Raw genomic sequence first — 25,225 nt, 5'->3', positions numbered from 1 at the left:
TGCAGCTGCTAATATTTGCAGCTTAAAATAAAATAAATAATGCTTTTTTAGACGGTGTTTCTAAGAATTTAACTTACCTTACAAAAACCATGCTAAAGAAATACCAACGATGAATATTTATTGGTTTTTTTATTTTTATGACTCAAGACGACTGCTGGGAGGATAGTTCCTACGCCCTAAGTTGATCAAAAAACTTAACAAAATCTCTTCATATTTGAGTAAAAATACTTTGTTAAGAATTTGTTTCAAAGACACTAGATTAAGTGTGACTATACACACAATAAATTAACACTATAGTTAAATTTCGTTAATTTCCGGGATCTAGGTCACGAAATTATTTATGCACAAGTGACGAAAATATTGAACGTTCAAAACCGTATATATGTGAAAACCCCAATTCCGGTATGAACATTATTACCAAAAGCTGGATTAGTCGGTCAGCTGCCATAATTTACATTCAAAGTTCATAAAACATTTATAACGATTTAGTGCCACCAATTACATTTTTTCTCACCACTTTTTCCGAGATAATACTGCACCTATATGGAAACAATATGTCAGCAGGCATTAAAAACCACATAAATTCTTTCATAAATTCACAGTTGAAATAACAACTCAAGTCAAAAGAGCAAAATAGTCTTAATGGAAAACAACATTTACGAACAAATCGCCAGTGAACTTGGTGTAAAAAACGAACAAGTTAAAGCAACAGTCACTTTATTGGATGAAGGTTCAACCGTTCCTTTCATTGCTCGTTACCGTAAAGAAGTGACCGGAGCACTCGACGATAACCAATTGCGCACTCTAGAGGAACGCTTGCACTATTTAAGGGAACTTGAGGATCGACGCGCCACTGTTTTGAAAAGCATCGAAGAACAAGGAAAGCTGACCAGTGAGTTAAGAAATCAAATTATTTCTGCTGAAACCAAGAACCGGCTTGAAGATCTTTATCTGCCTTTTAAACCAAAAAGAAGAACCAAGGGCCAAATTGCCATTGAAGCAGGTCTCGAACCTTTGGCAGATAAATTGTTTTTAGATCCAAAATTGAATCCAGAGACGACAGCCGAAGCCTTTTTGAATCCAGAAAACAATATTTCGACGCCAAAAGATGCCCTAGATGGTGCAAAATATATTTTAATGGAGAGATTTGCTGAAAACGCTGATTTAATCGAAAAAGTTAGACGTTATCTGCTAGAAAATGCGAAATTGACGGCACGAGTTATCGCCGGTAAAGAATCTGAAGGCGCAAAGTTTCTCGATTATTTCGAACACGATGAACCATTAAAGTCAGTCCCATCACATAGAGCCTTAGCTATGCTACGCGGAAGAAACGATGGCATTCTAACGCTCGCACTCACTATTGAAGGTTTTGAACCCCCTGCCGGCCATCCTTGTGAATCGATTATTGCTGAACACTTCAATATTAGGGATGAATCCCGAGCGGCAGACGCTTGGTTAAGAGAAGTCGTACGATGGACCTGGAAAATAAAGCTTCTCACCCACATAGAAACCGATCTTATTGGCCAAATGCGTGAACGATCGGAACAACAGGCTATTGAGGTTTTCGCTCACAACTTGAAAGACTTGCTGTTAGCAGCACCGGCGGGTGCCAAACCCACCATAGGATTAGATCCAGGACTTCGTACTGGGGTGAAGGTTGCGGTAATCGATGCGACAGGAAAGGTTGTTGATCACGGAGCGATTTTTCCGACGCCGCCTCAAAATCGAATAGTCGAAGCAGAGGCAACCCTGGTAGCGCTGTGCAAAAAACATCATATCGAACTGATCGCGATTGGAAACGGTACGGCAAGTCGAGAAACGGAGAAATTCGTGGCCGACATGTTGAAAGCGCATCCAGACATCAAAGCACAAAAAGTCATCGTCAATGAAGCCGGAGCATCGGTCTATTCTGCCAGCGAATTTGCGGCTAAAGAGTTTCCTGAACTGGACGTAACCATTCGAGGGGCTATTTCAATCGCCAGACGCCTACAAGATCCTTTGGCGGAGCTGGTTAAAATTGATCCAAAATCCATCGGTGTTGGTCAATACCAGCATGATGTGTCTCAGCCACAATTGGCTAAATCCCTCGATACCGTGGTTGAAGACTGTGTAAACGCGGTCGGCGTGGAGGTAAATACTGCTTCGGCACCATTACTGGCGAGAGTTTCTGGTCTCACCCAAAGCATCGCAAATAATATCGTTTCCTTCAGAGATACCAACGGTCGCTTTAATACTCGTGCCGATCTTAAAAAAGTGCCTCGTTTTGGTGACAAAACCTTCGAACAAGCGGCGGGTTTCTTAAGAATTGTTGATGGTGAAAACCCTTTAGACAGATCCGCAGTTCACCCAGAATCTTACAGCGTTGTCGAATCAATTGCCGAACAGAACAAAAAAAGCGTTACATCTTTAATTGGCGACAGCCAGTTCTTGCGCTCCATAAAAGCAGAAGCTTTTGTCAGCGAAAAGACTGGCTTATTAACCGTAAAAGACATTATTGCGGAATTGGACAAACCCGGTCGAGATCCTCGCCCTGAATTTAAAACTGCCCAATTCCAGGATGGTGTGGAGAAGATTTCAGACCTGGAACCAGGAATGATCTTGGAGGGAGCAATTACAAACGTAACAGCCTTCGGCGCGTTTGTTGATATTGGTGTGCATCAAGATGGTCTAGTGCATATTTCAGCACTCTCAAATACCTTTGTGAAAGACCCAAGAGAAGTTGTTAAAGCAGGCGATATCGTGAAAGTGAAGGTTATGGAAGTTGATGTGCCTCGCAAACGAATTGGATTATCCATGCGACTCAGCGACGAACCGGGCGAGAAAATCACCGCTCAAGGGCAATCGAAACCCAAACAGAAAGCTAATCGACAAAAATTCGAAAAAGCCGAAGTTAAGAGTAATGGGGTGGGAAGTATGGGAGCACTGCTTGCGCAGGCGATGAAGAAGAAATAAGTATTTTTAAGACTGTGGTGCCCGAAAATAATTTAGGGCACCACATAGACGTGAATATCTGAGCTAATTAGGGCGAAACAGCAATTCCAAATCTGAAGTCACCATCTAAATCAGGATTATCAGCAACTAGATTAATAGCACCATCAACACCTGAAGCCGTGAAAGGGACTGTTACAGGAAAAGGTGTAGATCTGTTATCAATAGTTACTGAGGCCGCGACAAAACTGAGACCACCTGAAGACATAATATCAACATCGGTACCTATACCCGGAGGATTACCTTCAATGTCAAAGTCCTCTAACAAAATTCTTAAGAAGCCAGAAGTCACACCTCCTAATTCCAAAATTCCGTTATGATTAGAAGATGCTACTAAATTGGTAAGGCCAGCATCAGAATAAACCTCTACAGTTAATCCAACGCCATCACCACTGCCAACAACTAAGCCGTGAGCAAAGATAGTTGCTGTATCGTCTCCATCACAATTCGCGCTTGGAATAATGTCAATCAAACATACACCATCCCAAAAGCCATTTGGTTGGTCATAAACATTAGCTTGACCAGAGACACGATCTACGAAGATTTCACCAAACTCCCATGAGCCTGATTCATTCGCATCAAGGAACGGCTCAGGTAAGTCATCTTCGTCCAAATCAAAAACATCAACATCTTCATACACGAAGTTAGCATTTACATCCGCAAAGGTTTCCGTTCCTTCTGTAAAAGCTAAAATAGAACAGCGCTGTCCAGCATCATCTTGGCTAGCATTGTTACTCTCCCAAGTGACTGTACAACTACTATCATCACCAATTTCACACGATGGCTCTATACGTCCGCATTCAGCGAAGAAGTTTACTTGAGTTCCAGTAGCAATATCGTTCCCGAATTGATCGGTTGCACGAATACTAACGTCGATTTCTATACCATCGGCAGAGCCAGCGCGAGAAGGATTAACTGAGGTTTGCGAAAGAGAGAAAGAACGCTGTACGGGTAATCCTGAAGAAACCACAATACTGTCAGACTGCGCTGATATTTGAGTTGCATCGTGCGTAACAATTACTCGGACGTTACCAGCCGCTGTGCCAGATTGTAGTACTGTGCTGACGATCCCTTCAGCATTCGAGATATCTGTTTCTGCACCAGAAGCAATTCTGGCTCCACCGCTTCTATTTTGAGCATCTGTAGTAAAAGTCACCGACTCACCAACAATACTAGCGCCCTGAGCACCCACCAAACGGAAGGTTAAAAGAGATGTCTGGGTACCACCGATACCGGCAAGACTTAGGAATTCATTCGTTGCGCTTTCAAACGATATCGATAGAACCTGATCAGTTTCAATCGTTAAAGTGACCTGAGCAACGACAACGTCACCTGAAGCTAGTACCGCAGTCGCGGTAACAACGTCTTCGCCACTACAACCATTCGCTGTGTAGTTAGTGGTACCAAAACCGCTGCCGTTAGTTTCCAACGTTGGAAGACTGAAAGTAGACAAATTCATTGCAAAACATTGCGAACTAAAACTTACCGTCTGCACGGCTGTAACTGGGTCCGCATCACTGTCTACAAAGTTAATACGCAACGTAGTGCTGCCACCGGCCTGCAAGCTAGTATCGTCTGCACCAATAACACCCAGCTGGAAATTAGCACCAGTACCGTTACCAATTCTAACAACCGGATCAACAGTTACTGTTCCACTGTCATCTTCGCCTGTTGCCGATCCGCCACCACCAGAAGAAGGAGCCTCACCGATAGCGTTGTCACTAGAACCGCCGCTACCGCCGCCGCAGGCGACCAATACAAATGATGTGAAAGCAACAACCAAGAACTTAGCTAATACTGCCAAGGTCTTGTTATTGCCAGTGCGAGTAGCTTGCAAATTCATTAACTATTCTCCTGAGAGTCCAATTCTTCAGTCCAGCAAGTCCCTTCAACTTTGCGTTGAAAATATGGTTTAGTCGCTGGCTTTGTTTGTTAAAATTTTACTTGAACAGTATACGATAGAACCTTGAATACAAAGTAGTTAAAACACTTCGGTAGGTATAAATTTTAATATAGATTCAAAAATACTTAGATTTATTTTAGTAGATTGAGCACTGTTGCGATGCAGAGTACAAAAGAACAATTTATACATGTGTGTATCAAGTCACATAAATGAGTACTTATTAACATTCCAAGATTCAAGCCCAGCCTATCACATCATGATTGCGAATCTTTTAAGGCCAATCTAGGCAGTGATTCTCATTACAAAAGTGAACTTATCAGCGATTTAAACGCCCCACATTTATCTCACCTTTTACTAAGCTATTGAAATAGCACACTTTACGATGAAAACTTTCTTTAAAAACCGGGCTCTTGCGTTATTTAATACACTTACATTACTTGCTGCGCTCAGCAGTGCGAAAAGTTTTGCCGCGGTTGTGATTCAATATCACCACGTTTCTGAACAGACGCCGAAGATTACCAGCATTACGCCTAAACTATTTTCTGAACAAATAGAATTATTGATTAAAGATAATTTCGAATTTTTAAACGCTGCTCAGTTTGCTTCTCTCAATAATCAATACGATCTAGATCACACCCAAAAAAAACAGATATTGGTTACTTTTGATGACGGTTACGAGTCGGTGCTATCGAATGCTGCGCCGATATTGAACGCTCACAATATTCCTTTTGTTGTATTCATTAATCCCTCTTTGTTGGGAAAGAACGGATATTTATCTCTGAGTCAGCTCAGAGATCTTCAGAATCAAGGCGCAATTATCGCCAATCACACAATGACTCATCCACATTTGATAAGATCTCTCGATGGGGAGAACCAACAGCAATGGCAAAAAAGAGTCACAAAAGAAATAACCGAAGCCCAGGAATTTATCGAAAAAAACTTCGATAAAACAGCATCGTTTTTCGCGTACCCTTACGGAGAGTTCAATTCAGCACTTAAGAAAATTCTCAAAGAAAAGGGCTTGATAGGATTCTCTCAGCATTCCGGAGCAGTAGGAGCCGATAGTGATTGGCAGGCACTGCCTAGATTTGCCTTTGGAGGAGACTACGGACAAATAGATACCTTTGCTGATAAGGTGAATAGCCTGCCACTACCCTTGGAAAGCATCAGTATCTACGGTGAAACCGGCGCACATTTGTTAGATCCGTTACTGCCGCACACCAGCTCTACTCCCATCGTAAAACTAAAATCAAGTCATTCCATTCAACTAAGCTGCTACGCAAGTGGGCAGGGCAAAATCAATGTCACCAAGCAATCAGATCAATCATTGGTGGTACAAGCAAATTCGCCATTACCTATCGGAAGAAGTCGATATAACTGCACAGCGCCAAGCGATATAACCGGTCGATATTATTGGGTGTCTTTTCCATTTTATCGAAAGAACGAGAATGGCAGTTGGTATTTAGAATATTGAAATTAATATGTAAAAATCAGAAAACTAAAAACATAATATTGATATGAAAAAGGCCACATTAAGTGGCCTTTTTCACGTAATTGTATTTGAAGCTAAAGCGGATTAGATAAACTTCCGTTAAAGATAGGCTCAAAGGCTGTTAACGCATCTCGACTGGTAACATTACCTAAACCATGATTAGGAAACAGATTAGCGAAATTACCTTGAAGGTTATGCAGTGCAAGGTAATTAAGAACCACGGTCTCAACCAATAAATTCACGTTATTCGATGCCGGGGTCGCCGCCGTTTCTACATCACCACTGGCGCGCATAAAGCCAATTTGTTGATGCATGGCTTGCTGACTAGGCGTTGATCCCATCAGTACTGCTCGGGAACCTGGGTTATAAACCAAGAAAAACGCCGATGATGTTTGCTGGTTGTCACCCGTCCAAACGCCTTTACCTCGGCCTTCTACCGATTCATCTCGATTTCCGTTACTGAAGACAGAACCGTCAGTGAAAACATAAAGCATTAACGGACGACCAAGTTTAGCGGCATATTCAATACAAGCACCCATAGCCCTACCAGCGCGAAGGTCACGTAACTCACCGGTTGCACGATCACCAGTATGGTAATCATAGCCGCCCATGGTGACGGTACCTGCCGCAGAAAAACCATTTACAACTAATTTTGCGATGGAGGCCGTTTTCTCAAATTCGCGATCACCGTTGTACTCGGCGAAAGAGAAAACACCGGCTGGCCCGACAAGATCAGGATCGGCCAATGGATTAAGGTCGTTGGGATTACCAAAACGATCAGCAAGATCAGCTGCGCCAATGTAGCCACATCGAACTAAATCTTTAACTACATCGTCTGCGGTAATTCGAGTATCAACAGAGTTTAATTTCTGATCACTAATGCGATAAATAGATTCCATTACCGCTACCGTATCTTGTTGGCTTAAAAGACCAACAAGATCACCCGTATCAACCAAACCAGTAACATCGCTGGCACGATCGACCTTAGTTGGGCGAACCTCTGGATTGATCATACTGATCGGCGCTTCTGAGTTGCCGCCAGAAATACTGGAGCGCGAACCCACCAAGGTCACTAACTCACCCTCACCGCCGGCAATGTTGATGCCGTACATTGGGTTATGAGGGTTGTTACTGGTGTCATTCTCTGATCGAGCAACAATAACCGCACCGTTGGTACGACCCATGGTGTCGGCTGAAACTTTTTCTAAGATACCACGCAAAAAACCGCTGTCGGAGTGAAACGCCAACCCTAAATCGGTGTTGATAAAATCAGAGGCACCAGCCTGAACATTGGCTGCCTGCGGAACCATATCGGCGGGTAAGCCTTGTTTGACATACCCTTGGGTCGATAAAAAATCCAACTGACCACCACGCTGCCCCACAAGCACATTAGAACCCGCAATGTTAGCGCCACCGGCCAAATCGAAACAGATGAACGGAATTCGGTCAGCCGTAGCTATACCTCCACAAGTGTTATTGAGCACTTGGAAAATATCATCAGACAAAGTCGCATGAGCTTTACGAGGGTTTGCAAACAACCCTAAAACACTGCCACCAACGATGCTTGAAACACCTGCGGCCAAACCCTGTGCGATGAACGAGCGTCGGGTCAGTGGTTTGTGGTCATTAAACAACAACGGCTCATCAAGATTACGAAAGTTTTTTCGTCTGCTCATACAACCAATCCAGGTTTTAATATGGGTTTGTTGCCGGTCACACCAGCAACACTAATTTTTTGTCAACGTTTATTACTGAACCAACATCAATGCACTACCAGCAGCGGCGGCACAGGTCGCAGTAGCGGCAGCGTTAGCATTAGTCGATGTCAAAATACGATCATAAAGTTGTTCTAACTCGCTGCGAACCGAACGAGTTGCGCCACCAACCGGAGTTTCGGGGTCTGGCTGCGTGTTAAGTGCCTGACCTGAATTGACGGATAGACGGTTGGCCAGTAAACGATCTAAGAGCGTATCAATCAGCGCATCGCGACCGGTTAAGCCTTGTGTAGTCACCATTTGGTTACAATAGGCGACAGCAAGTTGAGCAATACCAGTTTGATGTGATGTTAAGAAACCAGAAATATTCTCAACGGTTGGCAACTGCTGCTGCAACGTATTGTAAGACTCGGCAACGTTTGCCTGAGTAATTGGAACACCCGTAACAGATGACAGAGTCGCATTAATCTCTGCAAAGGTTTTAATACCAATATCAGACACAGGCTCCAAATCCAGCGCCGGAGCGGCTGTTGGTGGCGTCGGAATCGGACGATTGAAAGAGCTATTGCCAATTTGATCGAAACTCAAGAAGAACAGATCATCGTCAGGACCAAAATCCAAAGGTACCAAAGCACCCAATCGTGAAAGCACCTGGCCGTTCACTGGATCGTAACTTGCGGTCGTAATATCAACATCCAAGTTTGCAAACGCTTGGCCTACCTCAGCCTCTTGCCCATTCACACCAAGGTACATACCTTCAATATGAACCTGACCAATGGTTGCATTAGGATCAAGGCTGATGAAAAACGGCTCGGTAAATAGATACGAGAAGCTGTCTAGCTGCTGAACCTCAAACGCTATATAAGATTCAGAAACATTAGTGTGCTCTTCAACGTTGAAGAGTAAGAAGAAGCGCTCACCAACACCGACTTCAAAGTTGTTGATGATGTCTTCTTGAGACATAGCCCGGTTGTGAATAGCTAACAGTCGAATCACACCCTGCCAAGGATCTGTTCCATCAACTTCGGACCCCAAAACCAACGCAAAGCTGCTGTTCCAAGCATTGAGGTTGCCACCGGCAGCACCTTCTTCTGCGACGAGAACACCATTCACATATAAACGTCGACCATCGACAGGATCAAAGGTAGCAACCACATGTTGCAAGGTAGCTTGTAAAATTTCGTCGCCGTTGTCGGTGCTCAAAGCGGGCTCACCGTTGGCGTCAGAAGTACTGCTGCGAGCAAGAAAATCGTAGGCAAATTCAGTCTGCCCCAGCAATAGGTTTCTCGTATTCGCAGAACCCGAGTAACTGACAATTCGAGCTGGGCCGTCTTGGCTGACATTGGCCGGAACGACCCAAGCCTCAACGGTATATTCACCCGTTGCAGTGATAAGATCATAGAGCTTACGGCTTTGCGATGTCGGCGCTTGGGCACGGCCACCGTCACCGATATCAATACCAAAACCACCTACCCATTCAACATCACCAGTAAGATTTAGGTTAACGGACGGTTCTACACCACTGGTATCAAAAGCGGTTCGTCCTTCACCTTCTGAGAAATCCCAAAGAGCGATTAGATTGGTTTCAACTCGACCGCCGCTGCTGGCAATAATGCCGTCGCTAGTTAAGTTAACCGCGCGACTGATAACCAACGCTGGATCTACTTCGGTCACAGGAATGGTGCCAGATAAGGCTGCAATTGCTTCTGCCATGGTGATGGCGTTGTCTGGACAATCACTCCAGCAGTTGTGAGATTCATTGAGGCGAATTACCAAACGAGAGTTGGTTGGTGTTGCCAAATCAATACGCGGCTGAGCGGCTGCGTAGGCAACATCTACATCACTACTGCCAAAAAATGGTTGCTGTGGTGTGGATGAATCTTCCGAGTGACAATCTGAACAGAATGCACTCAAAAGCGGATAAACCGTCGCCGCAAATTCGCTAGAATCTTGCGGGAAGACCTGTGCACCACCAACGTCACGTAAAACCGGAGCGGTCAGTTCAATAGAGTTTGAAGAAGTGCCAGACGCTTCGGCCCAATCACGAATAAAGCCTTCAATTAAAGTTAAACATACGGAATTTACCGCCAACCAACAGTTATGCGGTTCTGCAACTTTAGTAACTAGGCGCGATTGAGCGGGGTTTTCCAAATCAACCAAGGCATTAACTTCGGCATAAGCTAGGTTGATATCGTCGGTTCGAACAAAGGTCGGCGGTGTTTCACCGGTATCATGACAGGCGCCACAACGATCTGGACGAGCTAAGTTTTCCCACACATTTAACCGGAAGTTCTGAACGTCGTCATTAGCAGGGTCAGGACCGTTATAAACCACCATCGGTGGAATATCGTTACTGGTGTCTTGGTTTACTATGACATCCGCACCAGAACCACTACTACCACCGCAGGCGACGAGAGCTAAGGAAAGGGAGATAATTGAAAAATATGCGAATAGTGTCTTCATGATATTCTCCTATTCGCCCTTGCAGTAGTTTGCGCTCTCTGCAAACACTTGTTTTATATTGTAGTTTGTCGATTGAAAACTAGAGACCATTGCATCAATCTGATTTCGATCGGTCGCGTCAACGGGTGGGCGTAAACACACAGTGTTAAATACCTTAGTAACTTGGCAACTTGCAAACGCATCACTGTGAGCAAGCTCCATACTCATACTTCTCGCACCAGATCCCGAGCCGGGCAGCGATTCATCCCAACCGATGGCGCGGTTAATTCCTTGGCGCCAGTAGTTATCCCAATTATCGTTAGGCGTGATAAATCCAAATGGGAAACTATTACTGTTGATCAGGTATTTTTCTTGAACACGAGTCCCAGTAACCGGGTCAATGTCTCCGGCTCTGTGGTAGTCAATCTGACCATTCTCACCGGTCGGGTCGGTATCAACATCAAAATTCCATGAGTAATAAGCGTATGCTTGAGCTAAAGGGTCCATTCCCGAATGGCAACCCACACAGTTATTAAGGAAGACTCGGCTATCACCACCCGGACTTCTCGATACATCTTGGCGGATTCGGTCTGGAATTCTTGTGTTATCTTGAAGCTGCTCAAGATCGGTACAAAGATGATTCAACAAGGTAAAGCGGAACATTGCCCGGTTGGTACCGGCAAAAAAGAAAGCTCTCGCTCCAGCACGACTGGTAATGATTCCCGATGCTGCATCGGCCGGTAACCCGGTAACCTCAGATTGCACTCGCAGCTCTAAGTTATCGCGAAGGTTGATACCGCGTGATTCGAGTTGCTCGTAATGATTGTTGTTGCTGTTAGAGTAAGCCGCAACACCCGTGCTCGCAGCACCAACGTAAAGAATGTTGTCGTAGAGAATACGTCTAAAATCGATTTCATCTCGTGTCGCACCAATGACGGTGGCGGTGTAGTCATTCAACGGACGAAACACGTCCTCGTCACGGTTAGTCCAGGGTGTCACCCAGTTTTTAACCGTCACGCTGTAAAACCGCTCATCGTTCATGGCTATTCGAGCAGCCTGAACGCCATTTCCCTCGGCAATTAAATTGGCCATGGCCAATAACGTTGACTCAGTGGCTGGGGCACCAACCAAACGGTCATGCATCCGTTTGGCCTGTTCAAAAGGCCCTGCTTGCACGGATGTTGAAAGAGCTAGAGCTACAGCAAAAGCAGCACATTGAGCTACATTTTTGGTAAACGCTCGCAAGGTGAACCCTATTTCATTATCTAGGCTAATCATGTGATTTCGCAGAATGTTCTCAGTATTTTGAGCTGAATGGACAGAATCCATCATCGTTGTTAACCACAAAGTTTAACCTTTAATGGTTAGAAACTTGTGTTTATTGCAACACAAAATCTTCAAATTTAAGGAATAGCACTTTCTTATCGGAATCATCAGTGCAAATAATGGTTGCCTCGGCAAACCAGCATCCAAGTCAAATTCACTGATATTATGCGGATAAAAACCGAGATAGACAGGACTTGTTCGCGCCAGTAGATGTTAAACAAGTCTCAAGTTAGAGCATCACTAATGTCTAAATTTAAATAACATCTAAACATAACAAAATTATATTCTAATAATCTTTAAATTATGTATTCTCAGTTATTAATTGCTAATGAATAAATCAAACATCTGATAAATCTAGCATTTTTCTGTTTGCCGTTTTAAATCCCGAATCTTGTGCTTTCGAGCTGTGCTTTTAATTTCGTGAATTATGGCACGGATAGATTTAGCGGATTTCCAGACAATTCAGGGCATTAAAAGTCTGTGCGAAGACTCAGTGTTAGTAAAACTAACTTCATACACGTTAAAAGATTACTCAGAGCAATTTAACTGGTCTGCGTCGGTTGCTACTTAGGCCAAAGCCTTACCGAGCACCTTATTTAACCATCATTTGGGAAACCCCATGTTGTTACGTCGTTATCATCGTCTGTATCTGCCAACTCTTTTAGCAATAGCACTTACAGGCTGCGGCGGCGCAGGCTCCAGCGGAGGCAATGGTGGTGTCAGTTCGGGCGACGAGCCCGATGTGGTTGTTCAAGATATCCCCATCGCATACATTCGCCGACCAATACCGGTTGATGATAACGGCGATATGATTGCTAACGAACTGCTCGACCCAACGCAATTTTTCCCAGGGGCCGAGTTGATTATTCGTGAACGAGCCGATTCAGATGCACAGGAGTTTATTGTTACTGAGGGAGTGTTTGCCGAAGGCGAGCTTTACGATGTAAAAGATTTGAGCGTATCCAACGACGGCGAATTGTTGCTGTTTGCAATGCGAGCGCCTGAAATCGAAGACGCCGATGACGACGAACAGCCCACTTGGAACATTTGGGAATACAACCTTGCGGAAAATATTCTGCGCCGAATCATAGTCGATGACATCACCGCCGAGGCAGGCCAAGATGTGAACCCGCACTATCTTCCTGATGGGAGAATTGTTTTTTCTTCTACTCGCCAAGAGCGCAGCCGTGCCGTCTTACTCGACGATGGCAAACCTCAGTATGCCGCTCAAACAGAAGCTAACGCTGAAGATGGCTTTGTACTGCACGTCATGGAAAATACCGGCATTAATATTCAACAAATCACTTACAATCAAAGCCACGACTTACAACCCACCGTGATCGCCAACGGACAAATCGTATTCAATCGTTGGAGCAACAAAGATCGAACCAACCGTGTTTCACTGTTTAGCATTCGCCCAGACGGTCAAGACAATCAACAGTTATATGGCTATAACAGTCAAACCACAGGCTTTGAAGGCTCACAAGCGGTTTTTTTCGATCCGAAACCTATGGCCGATGGCAGGATGCTCGCCCTACTTCGAACGCGTAACTCCACCAACTGGGGCGGCGACATAGTTGCAATTGATATTGATAATTTCAGTGACGCTAACCAAGACATCAACCTGCCCATAAATGTCGACAACCCCGGTGACGCCGACATGACCGGCGGGCAAGAATCCTTGGCATTTGGTGTGATTCCTGTCGATAACAACCCAAATACTATTTCTCTGAATGGGTACTTCGCCGCGGCTACAGACCTGTTTGACAGTACCTCAAGACTGCTCGTGAGCTGGACAAACTGCCGATTAGAAGATCCAAATACCGGCGCGACACTCGCCTGTACCGACGATAACTTTACAATTGAAGGCATTACCGAAGCACAACCATTGTATGGGCTTTGGATTTACGATTTATCCGCCCGAACGCTTCTGCCAATCTTTCCGGCTACAGTCGGTGTCATGTACACCGATGTGGTCTCCTTTGGCGCGAGAGCAGAAGATTTGTTCTTGGCCGATCGACAACCCGGCGTCGAGCTTGATCAAATGCAGGTTGACGCTAACCTTGCCGAACTGCACATTCGCAACGTTTACGAAACTAACGGCGAAGATACCAGCATTGGTATCGCAAGGCTCGCTGACCCTGTACTTACAACAGCGGCGCAACGTCCGGCTCGCTTCTTAAAAATAGAAAAAGCCGTTAGCATTCCAGACGATGACGTGTTCGACTTCGATCGCTCCGCTTTTGGTTTTTCTAACTCGATGCGCGAAATAATTGGGTATGTGCCTGTTGAGCCCGACGGCTCGGTAATGACGTTGGTTCCAACCGATGTCGCATTAACCGTATCCATCACCAACGCCCAAGGTCAACGTATTAGCCGAACCAGCCCAACGTGGTTTACCGCCCGCCCTGGTGAAAACATTCAATCCAATGATTTGAGCATTGCACTGCGTCGCCTCGATGCGAGTCAACCATCCAGTAACCCCGGCGCACCGACAAACGGCTTCAACTTCCCAAATACCGAACCTCTACTTATCGCCTTTGAAGGCGAAACCATGGCTGAGACTTTTGCTCGCATTAACGGCATTCGTGAACCCAGCGTCGATTTGATTTTTGTCGACGACTGGACCGACCCGAATATTCGTCCAAAAGACCCGAGCTTCTCCTTTTTGTATGCCGACCTAGAAACACAAGCACCAGCCATTGAGGCCTGCCAAGATGATTGGGACGCAACCTGTAGAACCATCATCCACTACCCCGACCACATTCAACCTCTCTGGGATTTAGAACGCATCACGCTTGATATCAATGGTAACGAAATCAGCAACAACACCTGCACAGTTTGTCACAGTACTCGTGATGCTATGGATCAACTTCAGGTTCCGGCAGGTCAGCTCGAACTCGGCCAAATGCCATTAGACGGGAATCAGCAATTTCGCTCATTTAGAGAACTATTGGCTAATGATACCGAGGATGCCATTGTTGATGGGGCCCTCGTCCAAAGAACCGAAGAAGAATTCGCTCGGGATGAAAACGGCAATGTCATTTTTGAGACAGACGCCAACGGCAACATCATCCTTGATGAAAATGGCGCACCAATACCAGTAATAAATATCATAACCTTCCCTGTAGTTCGCAGCATGATTGCTAACAATGCACAAGCGAGCTCTTTCTTCGATATTTTCGAAGCTGGAGCCAGCCATGAGGGATTCTTGTCCGACGCTGAACTAAAACTCATTAGTGAGTGGCTAGATTTAGGCGCACAGTATTACAATAACCCTTTTGATGCTCCGGAAGATTGAGCATTAACTCGCTAAAAATACGGAATATATTTTGTCGCTGCCTACTTACTTCACTCGCCTAATCTGCGTTTGTAGTCTACTGTTCATCACGCCTGCGTGTTTGGCCAAAGACGCTACCAACGTCATAGTTGATACAGGATACATTGATGTTCACACAGGCCCTGGCCGAGGCTACCCTGTTTTTCATGCCCTTGAAAAAGGCGAAACCATTGAGCTACTAAAACAGCGCACCGACTGGATTAAAGTAAAAACCAAGCGTGGAAAAAAAGGCTGGATTCACGTCAGTGACGTTAACAAAACTCGTGGCGTAAACGGCGAAGTGGTAGCGTTTTCTACGCCGGGATTTGAACAATTCTCAAACCGCAAGTTTGAACTTGGCTTTTCGGCTGGGCAGTTCGAAAATTCTGACTCCATAAGCGCCTATGTGGGCTGGCATCTCAACAAAAACATCGCTCTTGAAGCTCACGCAACTCAGGTGGTTGGCGACTTCTCAGACAGCAGCATGTTTACCGCAAACGTTGTGTTAACACCATTTACGAACTGGAGAATCACTCCCTTTGTAACTTTAGGCGCAGGCACAATTGATATCAGCCCAGATGCAACTCTGGTGAGCACCGAAGATCGCACTAACGACGTTCTTCAAGTGGGTGGCGGAATTTACGGTTATATTGGACGTCGTTTTGTTGCACGCTTGCAATACAACAACAACACACTGGTCACGGATCGCAACGAAAATGAGGAGATTAACGAATGGCGACTCGGAATAACGGCTTTCTTTTAGGCCTTGCCATAGTTGCGACTGCAATCAGTTCGGTTTCTTACGCACAAGATGATGATGTTTTAGAAGCGATTATTACTCCAGATTTGGAGCGTCGCGAAATCAAAGAAAGTGATCTAGACACAGAAGATTTTGAAGTCGGCCTCTACTTTGGTGTGATCAATATCGAAGATTTTGGCAGTAACGACGTCGTCGGTGTTCGATTTGCGTATCATGTGAGTGAAGATTTTTTTATCGAAGCGGCCTACGCAGAAAGCTCTCTTAGCGAAACCAGCTTCGAGCGTCTATCGGGTGACATTCAGTTATTGACAGATGATCAACGCGACGTCACCTACTACAATCTGTCTGTTGGCTATAACTTTTTACCCGGAGAAGTGTTTCTTGGCTCCAAAAGAGCTCTGAATACCAATTTTTATTTGATTGCCGGAATTGGAAGCACCGAGTTTGCCGACGAAGAGCAGTTTACCTACAACGTTGGCGCCGGCCTGAATGTCTTTCCAACAGACTGGCTAAGTATTCGTCTGGATTTTCGTGATTACATCTTTGAACACGATATTTTTGGCGAAACAGTAAGCACGAATAACCTAGAGGCCACATTAGGATTCAACATTTATTTCTAACTGTTGTCATACGTCCGTTCAAATTGGCCCAACTAACAGATTATCGAGGATTAAGGATATGACTCTTAAACAACTATTAGCTCCATTGGCAACGCTGGCTCTGGGACTAACACTTATGACATCTACCGCCAATGCATCGGTAGAGCTCGACATTAAAGCCCCTGACTTTACGCTTAAACAACGCGGCGGCGAGAACTTCCGCCTGTCTGAGCATCGCGGCGAAGTGTTGTTCATCAACTTTTGGGCATCTTGGTGTGGCCCTTGCCGCCAAGAAATGCCGCTTTTGGATGAACTGCATCAACGCTACAGCGACGCTGGCTTTAAAGTCATTGGTATCAGCATTGATGAAGAACAATCTGCCGCTGATGCCATGCTGAAAAAAATCCCTGTTACATTCCCAGTTCTATACGATTCACAAAGCTCCGTAAGCCAGTTGTTTGATGTAGACGCCATGCCGACCAGCGTATTGGTTGATCGCAACGGCAACATGCGCTTTTTGCATCGCGGCTACAAACCAGGTTACGAAGACGACTACCGCGCACAAGTTAAAGAGTTGATCCGCGAATGAATCGAGTGATTCAACTGATCCTTTTATGGTGTTTGCTCATGCTGATGGGCTGCACCATAAAACCTTGGGTAAAACCCTATGAACGCCAAAATTTGGCCGATCCTATTATGAGCTTTGAGCGTGATCCTGTAGCAGCGGCTTACATCAATCACGTTTATGACGCTCGTGAAGCAGCACGTGGAGCCGAAGGCGGTTCTGGCGGTGGCTGCGGTTGTAACTAATCTGAAAGCATTATGAATAAAACTGCTGCAATACTGTTTCTGCGTTCATTCGTCCTGTTAACCGCGTCATTTGGTTTGTTAAATACAAGCAATGCCGCTGTGCTGCCCGAAGATCGAGCCGATATTCTCTACCACTCTTACGATGGCGGCGGTGTAAAAATCGACGGTCCATCTATTTTGGTTCGTAAAAATATTGCCGATAAAGTCTCGGTTTACGGTAATTATTATGTCGATGAAGTCACCGGTGCATCCATTGACGTAATGACCTTTGGTAGTCCGTATACCGAAGAGCGGGAAGAATTCAGTGTTGGTGCAGATTATCTGTACGACAAAACCATTATGAGTTTTGGTTACACCAACAGTAACGAAAATGACTTTGAAGCCGAAACCTACAACATTGGTTTTAGCCAAGATTTCTTTGGTGATTTATCTACCTTATCGATTGGTTTCACCTACGGTGAAAATACCATTGGCCGTACAGGCGATCCTGAGTTTGAAGAGTTTTCCGACTCGAAGCGCTTTCGTATCGGACTCACCCAAGTTATTACCAAAAACTTTTTGCTAAGCCTAAATGCCGAAACCGTTACCGATCAGGGCTTTTTAAATAACCCCTATCGTCAAGTGCGTTTCTTAACTGGCGATGGCACAACCGCCTCTTCACGCAGCGAGCTTTATCCCAACACTCGCAACAGCGATGCGTTTTCTATTAAGGGCATATACTATCTACCTTACCGGGCATCATTACGTGCCGACTATCGCACCTATTCCGACAGCTTTGGTGTAGAAGCAGAAAACTACGAAATTCGTTACGTTCATCCACTCAAAAGCGTACAAGGCTTAATTCTAGAAGCGCGAGTTAGAACCAACGACCAAACCCAAGCAGATTTCTACTCAGACCTACTACCCTTTGATGGCGCCACCAACTTTTTTGCCCGCGACAAAGAACTCAGCACCTTTACCAGTATTCAATTTGGCTTTGGAATCTCCTACGAACTTAAAGCCAAATGGCTTTCAGCTTTCGACAAAACCACCATCAACCTTCAATACGACCGCATCGAATTCGACTACGACAACTTCAGAGACCTAACCGCCAACCAAAACGGCGAATTCGCCATTGGCGAAGAACCCCTGTACAGCTTTGAAGCCGACGTAGTCAGACTGTATTTATCGTTTTGGTATTAGCAAGACAGTATAAGAACATTGAAAAATATACTCCTATTAGCCTAGCTTAATAATCTGTTAGCTAGGCCACTTCTCAAAGATCCGTGCTCTCCCCCTACTTTAGAATTAATTAAGCACTCACTTAATTATTAATAATAAAAATCAAAAATATAAAATTAATATATTTTATTTATAATAAATATTACTCAGCAATATAATCCTTTGTTCAAACCGGAACCTAACGCTATATCGCAATTCATTTCACAAAGGAACTTCAACCGTGAATAAACTTTTTGTATCTTTAATTTTTGCCGCAGCTTCATTTAACGCAGTAGCTGGATCAGGAAATGGATTCCACAAAATAACTTCTGTTAACTTGTCTGATACCGGATATTTACTTATCACTTTTGATGGTCGCGATCACACAGAATCGTGCACAACCACTAGCACCGGTAATACTTTAATTGTGGATCGCGCGAATGCTGACTACTTGGATCGCCGATATACAATGGCTTTATCAGCTTTGCTAGCTGGGAAGGAAGTTTACGCCTATGTAAACGGCTGCTTGTCTGAATTTAATAACGCAACGATGTATGGCAGGGCAACCAAGATGATCATAAAAGATTAACTTAAAAAAAGCCCGCATAAATGCGGGCTTCAAGCGCTCGGTTTAAAATGAACAAACAATAACCAAATTAGAATTGGTTCATGGTGTTGTCTTTACCACTTGCTTTAAGTGCAGCGTCACCAGAGAAGTATTCTTTGTGATCATCACCAATATTTGAACCAGCCATGTCTTGGTGTTTAACACAATCCAATCCTTCACGGATTTCTTTACGCTGTACGCCAGCAACATAAGCCAACATACCTTGGTCACCGAAGTAGCCTTTCGCAAGATTGTCAGTAGACAATGCAGCGGTGTGGTAAGTTGGTAGAGTGATCAAGTGGTGGAAAATACCCGCTTCACGTGATGCATCTGCTTGGAAAGACTGAATGCGAGCATCAGCTTCTTGCGCAAGATCGGTTGCATCGTAATCAACTGACATCAACTTAGCACGGTCGTAAGCAGATACGTCTTTACCTTCTGCAGCCCAAGCATCGAATACTTGTTGACGGAAGTTTAGAGTCCAGTTGAATGAAGGCGAGTTGTTGTAAACAAGTTTCGCATCAGGCACAACTTCACGAATACGGTTAACCATTTCGGCGATTTGGCCAACGTGTGGTTTTTCAGTTTCGATCCAAAGAAGGTCTGCACCGTTTTGTAGTGAAGTAATACAGTCAAGTACAACACGGTCAACACCAGAACCTGCTTTGAACTGGAACAAGCCAGAAGCCAAACGCTTAGGCTTAAGCAACTTGCCGTTTGCTTTAACAACAACGTCACCGTTAGCAATGTCGTCAGCGCTTTCGATGTAATCACCGTCAAGGAAGCTGTTGTATTTGTCGCCAAGGTCGCCTGGTTCGTTAGTAACCGCGATTTGCTTGGTAAGACCAGCACCTAAAGAGTCGGTACGAGCAACAATAACGCCGTCTTCAACACCTAGCTCCATAAACGCGTAACGAACAGCGTTGATTTTTGCTAAGAAGTCAGAGTGTGGAACGGTTACTTTACCGTCTTGGTGACCACATTGCTTCTCGTCAGATACTTGGTTTTCGATTTGGATGCAGCAAGCACCCGCTTCGATCATTTTCTTAGCAAGCAAGTAAGTTGCTTCTTCGTTACCGAAACCAGCGTCGATGTCCGCAATAATTGGCACAACGTGAGTTTGGAAGTTATCAACTTTAGCGATTGCCGCTTCTTCAGCTGCTTTGTCGCCTGCTGCACGAGCTGCGTCTAATTCTTTGAAGATATGACGAAGTTCACGAGCGTCAGCTTGTTTCAAGAAGGTGTAAAGCTCTTCGATCAAGTTAGCAACAGAGGTTTTTTCGTGCATTGATTGGTCTGGTAATGGACCGAAATCAGAGCGAAGTGCCGCAACCATCCAGCCAGAAAGGTACAAGTAACGGCTTTTGGTTTGACCAAAGTGCTTTTTAATGGCGATCAATTTTTGTTGACCGATAAAACCGTGCCAGCAACCCAAAGATTGAGTGTAGTTTGCTGGAGATTGGTCGTAAGCTGCCATGTCTTCACGCATAATTTTGGCAGTGTAGCGAGCGATATCCAAACCAGTTTTAAAGCGGTTTTGAAGATCCATACGCACAGCGTATTCAGGATTAATTTCACGCCATGCATTACCGTTCTTATCAATAACGCTTGCTGCGGCTTGGATTTTTTCTAAATAATTGCTCATGTCAATCTCCTCTGGGTAATACGTTGAGAGTCCAGCGTTAAATTCTTTCAGTTACAGTGCTTTCGCTTTTTGGCGGTAAGCATGTAGTAGTGGTTCGGTATAGCCGTTAGGCTGTGTTGTGCCTTCAAAAACCAAAGCTTCTGCAGCTTGATAGGCTACGCTCTGCTCAAAGTTTGGCGCCATATTTTGGTAATTAGGGTCACCGGCATTTTGTTGATCTACAACTTCAGCCATGCGCTGCATAACTTCTTTAACTTGTTCTACGGTACAAATTTCGTGCTTCAACCAGTTCGCAATGTGCTGGCTAGAAATACGTAAAGTTGCACGGTCTTCCATTAAACCTACGCCATTGATATCAGGTACTTTCGAACAGCCAACACCTTGATCAATCCAGCGAACAACGTAGCCCAAGATACCTTGCGCGTTGTTTTCCAGTTCTGCTTCGATAATTTTGGCAGTCGGTTGCATACCATGCGGCATCAACGGAATGGTCAAAATATCGGTTAAAGAAGCTCGCTCACGACCTTTCAACTCTTCTTGCGTCGCGAATACATCTACTTGGTGGTAGTGCATTGCGTGCAAAGTTGCAGCTGTAGGCGAAGGTACCCATGCGGTGCTAGCACCAGCTTTTGGGTGACCAATTTTTTGTTCCATCATGGCGGCCATTTCATCTGGCATCGCCCACATACCTTTACCGATTTGCGCTTTACCAGTGAATCCGCACTCAAGGCCGATATCCACGTTCCAGTTTTCGTAAGCAGCAATCCATGGTTGTGACTTGATTTGACCTTTAGGAATAAAGGCACCTGCTAACATGCTGGTGTGAATCTCGTCACCGGTACGATCTAAGAAGCCAGTATTAATGAAGAAAACACGCTCTTTAGCAGCACGGATACACTCTTTCAAATTAACCGTGGTGCGACGTTCTTCATCCATAATGCCGACTTTTAAGGTGTTCTTTTCAAGACCAAGCAATTGCTCAACACGTGTGAACAAGTCACAGGTGAACTGAACTTCAGCAGGGCCATGCATTTTTGGCTTAACGATGTAGATGCTGCCAGTACGACTGTTACGGTATTTACCTTTTTGGTTAAGGTCGATAGTCGCAATCAAAGATGTAACAACTGCATCAACAATACCTTCCGGTGCTTCTTCGCCAGTGCTGGTGGTCATTAAGCTTGTTGTCATCAAATGACCAACGTTACGCACCAACATCAACGAACGACCGTGAAGGTTGTAGTCACCACCTAACGGAGTGTGGAAGTGACGGTCATCAGCCATTTTACGCGTTAAGGTTTGGCCGCCTTTTTCAAAGCTCTCTTCTAGATCACCTTTGTTTAGGCCCAACCAGTTTTTGTAAACTTCGATCTTGTCTTCAGGATCAACCGCTGCAACCGAGTCTTCGCAATCCATAATGGTACTTAGCGCAGACTCAACCAAAATATCGGTAATAGTTGAGTTGTGATTGCTGTCTTTTTGATCGTTACGAATCAATTCTAGATCAATGTGAAGACCGTTATTCTTCAATACGATGGATTCTGGGTGGTTGCCGTCACCATCGTAAGCAACGAATTGTCCTGGGCTTTCTAGACCAGAAGTAATACCGCCGTCGAAGTAAGCCAATAGATGGCTTGAGAAAACGGAGTATTGCAAAACGTCTTTGTGCGAACCTTTAGCAAGTGGGAAGCACTTGTCTAAGAATTCTGCTGCGTATTCAATAACAGCCGCGCCGCGAGCGTGGTTGTATTCTTTACCTGGCGCTAACTCACCTTCTTTAGAGATAACATCAGAACCGTACAACGCATCGTACAAGCTACCCCAACGTGCGTTGGCAGCGTTTAATGCAAAGCGCGCGTTCTTAACAGGTACAACCAACTGAGGGCCTGCTAAAGAAGCAATCTCTTCGTCAACGTTTGCGGTTTCAATTTGGAAATCCGGACCTTCTTCAAGCAAATAACCTATGCTTTTCAAAAACTCCTGATACTCTGCTTGCTCAAAACCTTCTTGGCGTTCTAAATGCCATTGATCAATCTTGGCTTGGATTTCATCACGTACTGCAAGTAATTCTTTGTTGACCGGTGCCAAGTCTTCGATAAGCTGTTGGAAGCCTGCCCAAAACTCTTCTGATTTGACATCGGTGAGCGGCAACACTTCGTTTTGGATGAACGAATACAAATCCTGGTTAATCCGGGACATGTCGATTGGTCTCGGTGCTTCAGTGGATTGGTTCATGAGATTGCCCTTCGCGTTTTAGTTGCTGTTGAAACATGTTGCTAGTGTAGTAATTTTTTAACTAAAATTTCACAATAAAAATTTCACATTGTTAATTTCACAAAAATGAAGAATTCAAACAACTTACTTAGAAAATCCCATTTCCTCGGCACTAAGATCCGTAATCTGCGTAAAAGCAACCATTTAACAATGGAAGACTTATCGTCACGTTGCGTGAAGATCAACGCAGATCTCGCCCCTTCGGTGTCATATCTCTCCATGATTGAGCGAGGAAAGCGTGTCCCCAGTGAAGATATGCTCGGGGTAATTGCGGAGGTTTTTCAAAAAGACATTGGCTGGTTTTTAGACGATGTGTCTTCCGATGAAGCGATCAGTCCTGTGAAAACCAACCGTGGTGGCCTTAGCGGTATGGCACTGGAGCCCAGTTTTCTGTTCTCAAATGAGATTTTGCAAATTGCCCTTCCTGAAATGTTAGTCCAAACCGGAACAACCGGTAGACAATTTGCGCAATTATTAATCCGCGCTTATCAGGAATACCATCGCAATCACTTTCCTGACCTAGAGCGCGCTGCTGAGGAAGTTGGTCAAAAGCGTATGCCTTTAGATCAGCACGATATGATTGCAATCGCTGGGCGACTCGGCTTAGAAGTCGTTTGGTTTGACAGTGTACCAGAAGAAATTGCCGATGAGCTTGGCGTGCGCTCAAACAACATGGTGCGCTCGTATTTCGAGTCACCCAATAAAATTTGCCTTAACAACATCTTAAAAACCCAACCTGCTCGCATGAAATACGACCTAGCCGTACACATTGGTCACTGTATTTTGCACGACAAAGACGGCGTAAAGAGCTTATTAATGGCAGGCAGAAGCCAAGGCTTTAACGTAGAGCAAGGTCGGTTCGACTTATCGAATTCATCGGATGTAGACCCTAGAGATATATTGCAAGCATGGCGAGACTTCGAATGTAGCTTCTTCGCCGGCGCCCTTTTGTGCCCGAAAGTACCCTTCAGACAACTGCTTGATCGCACTGCCTACAGTGTTGACGTGCACAAAACCATTGGCGTAACGCCGTCGGTTGTGATGCGCAGAATGACCGCAGTTTCGCCTTATCCACACTGGCATTATTTCGATGCCTACGCACCGGGCACACTCAAAGCAGTGTATCGCGGCAATGGCATTCCCCTGCCTTGGGGCAACATGCGCCTGGTAGAAGACCCTTGCCAGCACTGGGCTGTATTCAGAATGATCACCAACGTTGATGCCCCGGATGGAACCTCGGCTCAGATTTCGGTGTTAGATGCCGGAGACGGCCCAAGAATTTACGCCTGTGAATCGCTCAAAGTACAAGATTTAGCCGGCAACAGCCACGTATTGTGTGCGGGTATCGATCTTAACCCCGCTTTAGATACTCAGATGCAAAATGCTCAAGAAATTGCACAGAGCCTAAAAGAAACCTGTGTCGCCGCAGGCGGTTCCGCAAAAATTCCCGACTCAATACAGAAAGAATTAACTCGTGTCGCGCGGATTTTAAATATCTCTTGGGTGAAACGCGGCCTAGACAGTTCCGCCCGCGTTATTTGTTCACGAGGTGCTGTATGTCCAAGAAAGCCCAGCTGCTATTCCTGCGTAAATATTTAAGGAAAACTCCGATTTATCCAAAGCTGCCTATCTCGGACGTGTTGCAATCTTCGTTAACGATGTAGTTGAAGATATAAAACCGAAAACAAACAGTCGAAATAGCAAATAAATTGGTAATCGCACTTGCTACATTCACTTCTGATTACAGCCTCTGGTTAAATTAAAGAGGCGTTGATCAGAGGTATCTCAACTAAAACTTATAGCTCTGTCAGCATTTTTTTAATCACCAAAAACCTTGTTTAATTTTTTACCGGTTAATCAGAAGTGTCAGCAATCTCGCTAATAATTTAAAAATCAAAACAGCTGACAAAAAGCTTTTAAATAATAGGTCTCAAAAAATCCTCCATCATACAAAAAATGTTTAATCCAGCATGTTGTATCAATCTCAACAACGGCTTTTAATCATGATAGAAAACTCTGATTAACTCAGAGCTTTCAGCAATAAAGTATTTCCAGAGCATTAAGCGATGATAGTTGTGAAGGGTCTGAACATGGAATCGTCAATTTACACTCAGTGATTAAATCATGACGGAGTTAATCGGAGATTCC

Annotated in this window: 17 protein-coding genes; 11 read left to right on the top strand and 6 right to left on the bottom strand. The window is 44.7% G+C overall.

Annotation, left to right across the window (positions count from 1 at the left end):
- Positions 1-642: 642 nt before the first annotated feature.
- Positions 643-2,952 (top strand): Tex family protein, encoded by a 2,310-nt coding sequence (locus ACYQ2C_RS07375; RefSeq protein ID WP_460101297.1) that lies wholly within the window; start codon positions 643-645, stop codon positions 2,950-2,952.
- 67 nt (positions 2,953-3,019) lie between these two features.
- Here ACYQ2C_RS07375 and ACYQ2C_RS07370 read toward each other — a convergent pair whose 3' ends face one another.
- The gene (locus ACYQ2C_RS07370) at positions 3,020-4,831 is read right to left on the bottom strand and encodes a hypothetical protein (RefSeq protein WP_460101299.1); all 1,812 of its coding nucleotides are present in this window, start codon (positions 4,829-4,831) and stop codon (positions 3,020-3,022) included.
- 442 nt (positions 4,832-5,273) lie between these two features.
- On the opposite strand from ACYQ2C_RS07370, the gene ACYQ2C_RS07365 reads away from it, so the two are divergent.
- Positions 5,274-6,365, top strand: coding sequence for a polysaccharide deacetylase family protein (locus ACYQ2C_RS07365; RefSeq protein ID WP_460101301.1), 1,092 nt, complete (start codon positions 5,274-5,276; stop codon positions 6,363-6,365).
- A gap of 92 nt (positions 6,366-6,457) precedes the next feature.
- Here the strand turns inward: ACYQ2C_RS07365 and ACYQ2C_RS07360 are convergent, their stop codons facing one another.
- From ACYQ2C_RS07360 to ACYQ2C_RS07350, 3 genes are all read right to left on the bottom strand, one after another.
- Positions 6,458-8,059 (bottom strand): hypothetical protein, encoded by a 1,602-nt coding sequence (locus ACYQ2C_RS07360; RefSeq protein ID WP_460049779.1) that lies wholly within the window; start codon positions 8,057-8,059, stop codon positions 6,458-6,460.
- A gap of 72 nt (positions 8,060-8,131) precedes the next feature.
- Positions 8,132-10,561 carry a LamG domain-containing protein gene (locus ACYQ2C_RS07355; RefSeq protein ID WP_460101303.1) on the bottom strand — a complete coding sequence of 810 codons (2,430 nt, stop codon included), beginning with the start codon at positions 10,559-10,561 and terminating at the stop codon, positions 8,132-8,134.
- 9 nt (positions 10,562-10,570) lie between these two features.
- On the bottom strand, positions 10,571-11,818 hold the full coding sequence (locus ACYQ2C_RS07350; RefSeq protein WP_460101305.1) for a hypothetical protein: 1,248 nt from the start codon (positions 11,816-11,818) through the stop codon (positions 10,571-10,573).
- Between the two features lie 380 nt (positions 11,819-12,198).
- On the opposite strand from ACYQ2C_RS07350, the gene ACYQ2C_RS07345 reads away from it, so the two are divergent.
- The 8 genes from ACYQ2C_RS07345 to ACYQ2C_RS07310 all read left to right on the top strand — a co-directional run bounded on the left by ACYQ2C_RS07345 (position 12,199) and on the right by ACYQ2C_RS07310 (position 19,143).
- Positions 12,199-12,282, top strand: a complete 84-nt coding sequence (locus tag ACYQ2C_RS07345) for a sortase B protein-sorting domain-containing protein (RefSeq protein ID WP_460101350.1) — start codon at positions 12,199-12,201, stop codon at positions 12,280-12,282.
- Positions 12,283-12,485: 203 nt separating this feature from the next.
- Positions 12,486-15,167, top strand: coding sequence for an HzsA-related protein (locus ACYQ2C_RS07340; RefSeq protein ID WP_460101307.1), 2,682 nt, complete (start codon positions 12,486-12,488; stop codon positions 15,165-15,167).
- A 31-nt stretch (positions 15,168-15,198) separates the two neighbouring features.
- A complete protein-coding gene (locus ACYQ2C_RS07335; RefSeq protein WP_460049787.1) occupies positions 15,199-15,948 on the top strand; it encodes an SH3 domain-containing protein in 750 nt (249 codons plus the stop codon).
- Positions 15,918-16,565, top strand: a complete 648-nt coding sequence (locus tag ACYQ2C_RS07330) for an outer membrane beta-barrel domain-containing protein (protein WP_460049789.1) — start codon at positions 15,918-15,920, stop codon at positions 16,563-16,565. The genes ACYQ2C_RS07335 and ACYQ2C_RS07330 overlap by 31 nt, the downstream gene beginning before the upstream one ends.
- Positions 16,566-16,623: 58 nt before the next feature.
- The gene (locus ACYQ2C_RS07325) at positions 16,624-17,133 is read left to right on the top strand and encodes a TlpA family protein disulfide reductase (protein ID WP_460049791.1); all 510 of its coding nucleotides are present in this window, start codon (positions 16,624-16,626) and stop codon (positions 17,131-17,133) included.
- Entirely contained in the window at positions 17,130-17,354 is a 225-nt protein-coding gene (locus ACYQ2C_RS07320; protein ID WP_460049793.1) for a DUF4266 domain-containing protein, read from the top strand. The genes ACYQ2C_RS07325 and ACYQ2C_RS07320 overlap by 4 nt, the downstream gene beginning before the upstream one ends.
- Positions 17,355-17,366: 12 nt before the next feature.
- Entirely contained in the window at positions 17,367-18,536 is a 1,170-nt protein-coding gene (locus tag ACYQ2C_RS07315) for a DUF3570 domain-containing protein (RefSeq protein WP_460101310.1), read from the top strand.
- Positions 18,537-18,795: 259 nt separating this feature from the next.
- The gene (locus ACYQ2C_RS07310; protein WP_460049797.1) at positions 18,796-19,143 is read left to right on the top strand and encodes a hypothetical protein; all 348 of its coding nucleotides are present in this window, start codon (positions 18,796-18,798) and stop codon (positions 19,141-19,143) included.
- Between the two features lie 67 nt (positions 19,144-19,210).
- Here ACYQ2C_RS07310 and ACYQ2C_RS07305 read toward each other — a convergent pair whose 3' ends face one another.
- Positions 19,211-20,806 carry an isocitrate lyase gene (locus ACYQ2C_RS07305; protein WP_460049799.1) on the bottom strand — a complete coding sequence of 532 codons (1,596 nt, stop codon included), beginning with the start codon at positions 20,804-20,806 and terminating at the stop codon, positions 19,211-19,213.
- 51 nt (positions 20,807-20,857) lie between these two features.
- Entirely contained in the window at positions 20,858-23,038 is a 2,181-nt protein-coding gene (locus ACYQ2C_RS07300; protein WP_460101313.1) for a malate synthase G, read from the bottom strand.
- Positions 23,039-23,143: 105 nt separating this feature from the next.
- On the opposite strand from ACYQ2C_RS07300, the gene ACYQ2C_RS07295 reads away from it, so the two are divergent.
- Entirely contained in the window at positions 23,144-24,676 is a 1,533-nt protein-coding gene (locus tag ACYQ2C_RS07295) for a DUF3612 domain-containing protein (RefSeq protein ID WP_460049803.1), read from the top strand.
- The last annotated feature ends 549 nt before the right edge of the window (positions 24,677-25,225 follow it).

It is taken from the genome of Sessilibacter sp. MAH3, assembly GCF_054658275.1.
Note: the sequence above shows the minus strand (reverse complement) of the source record. Positions and strands in the feature narration are given on the sequence as shown.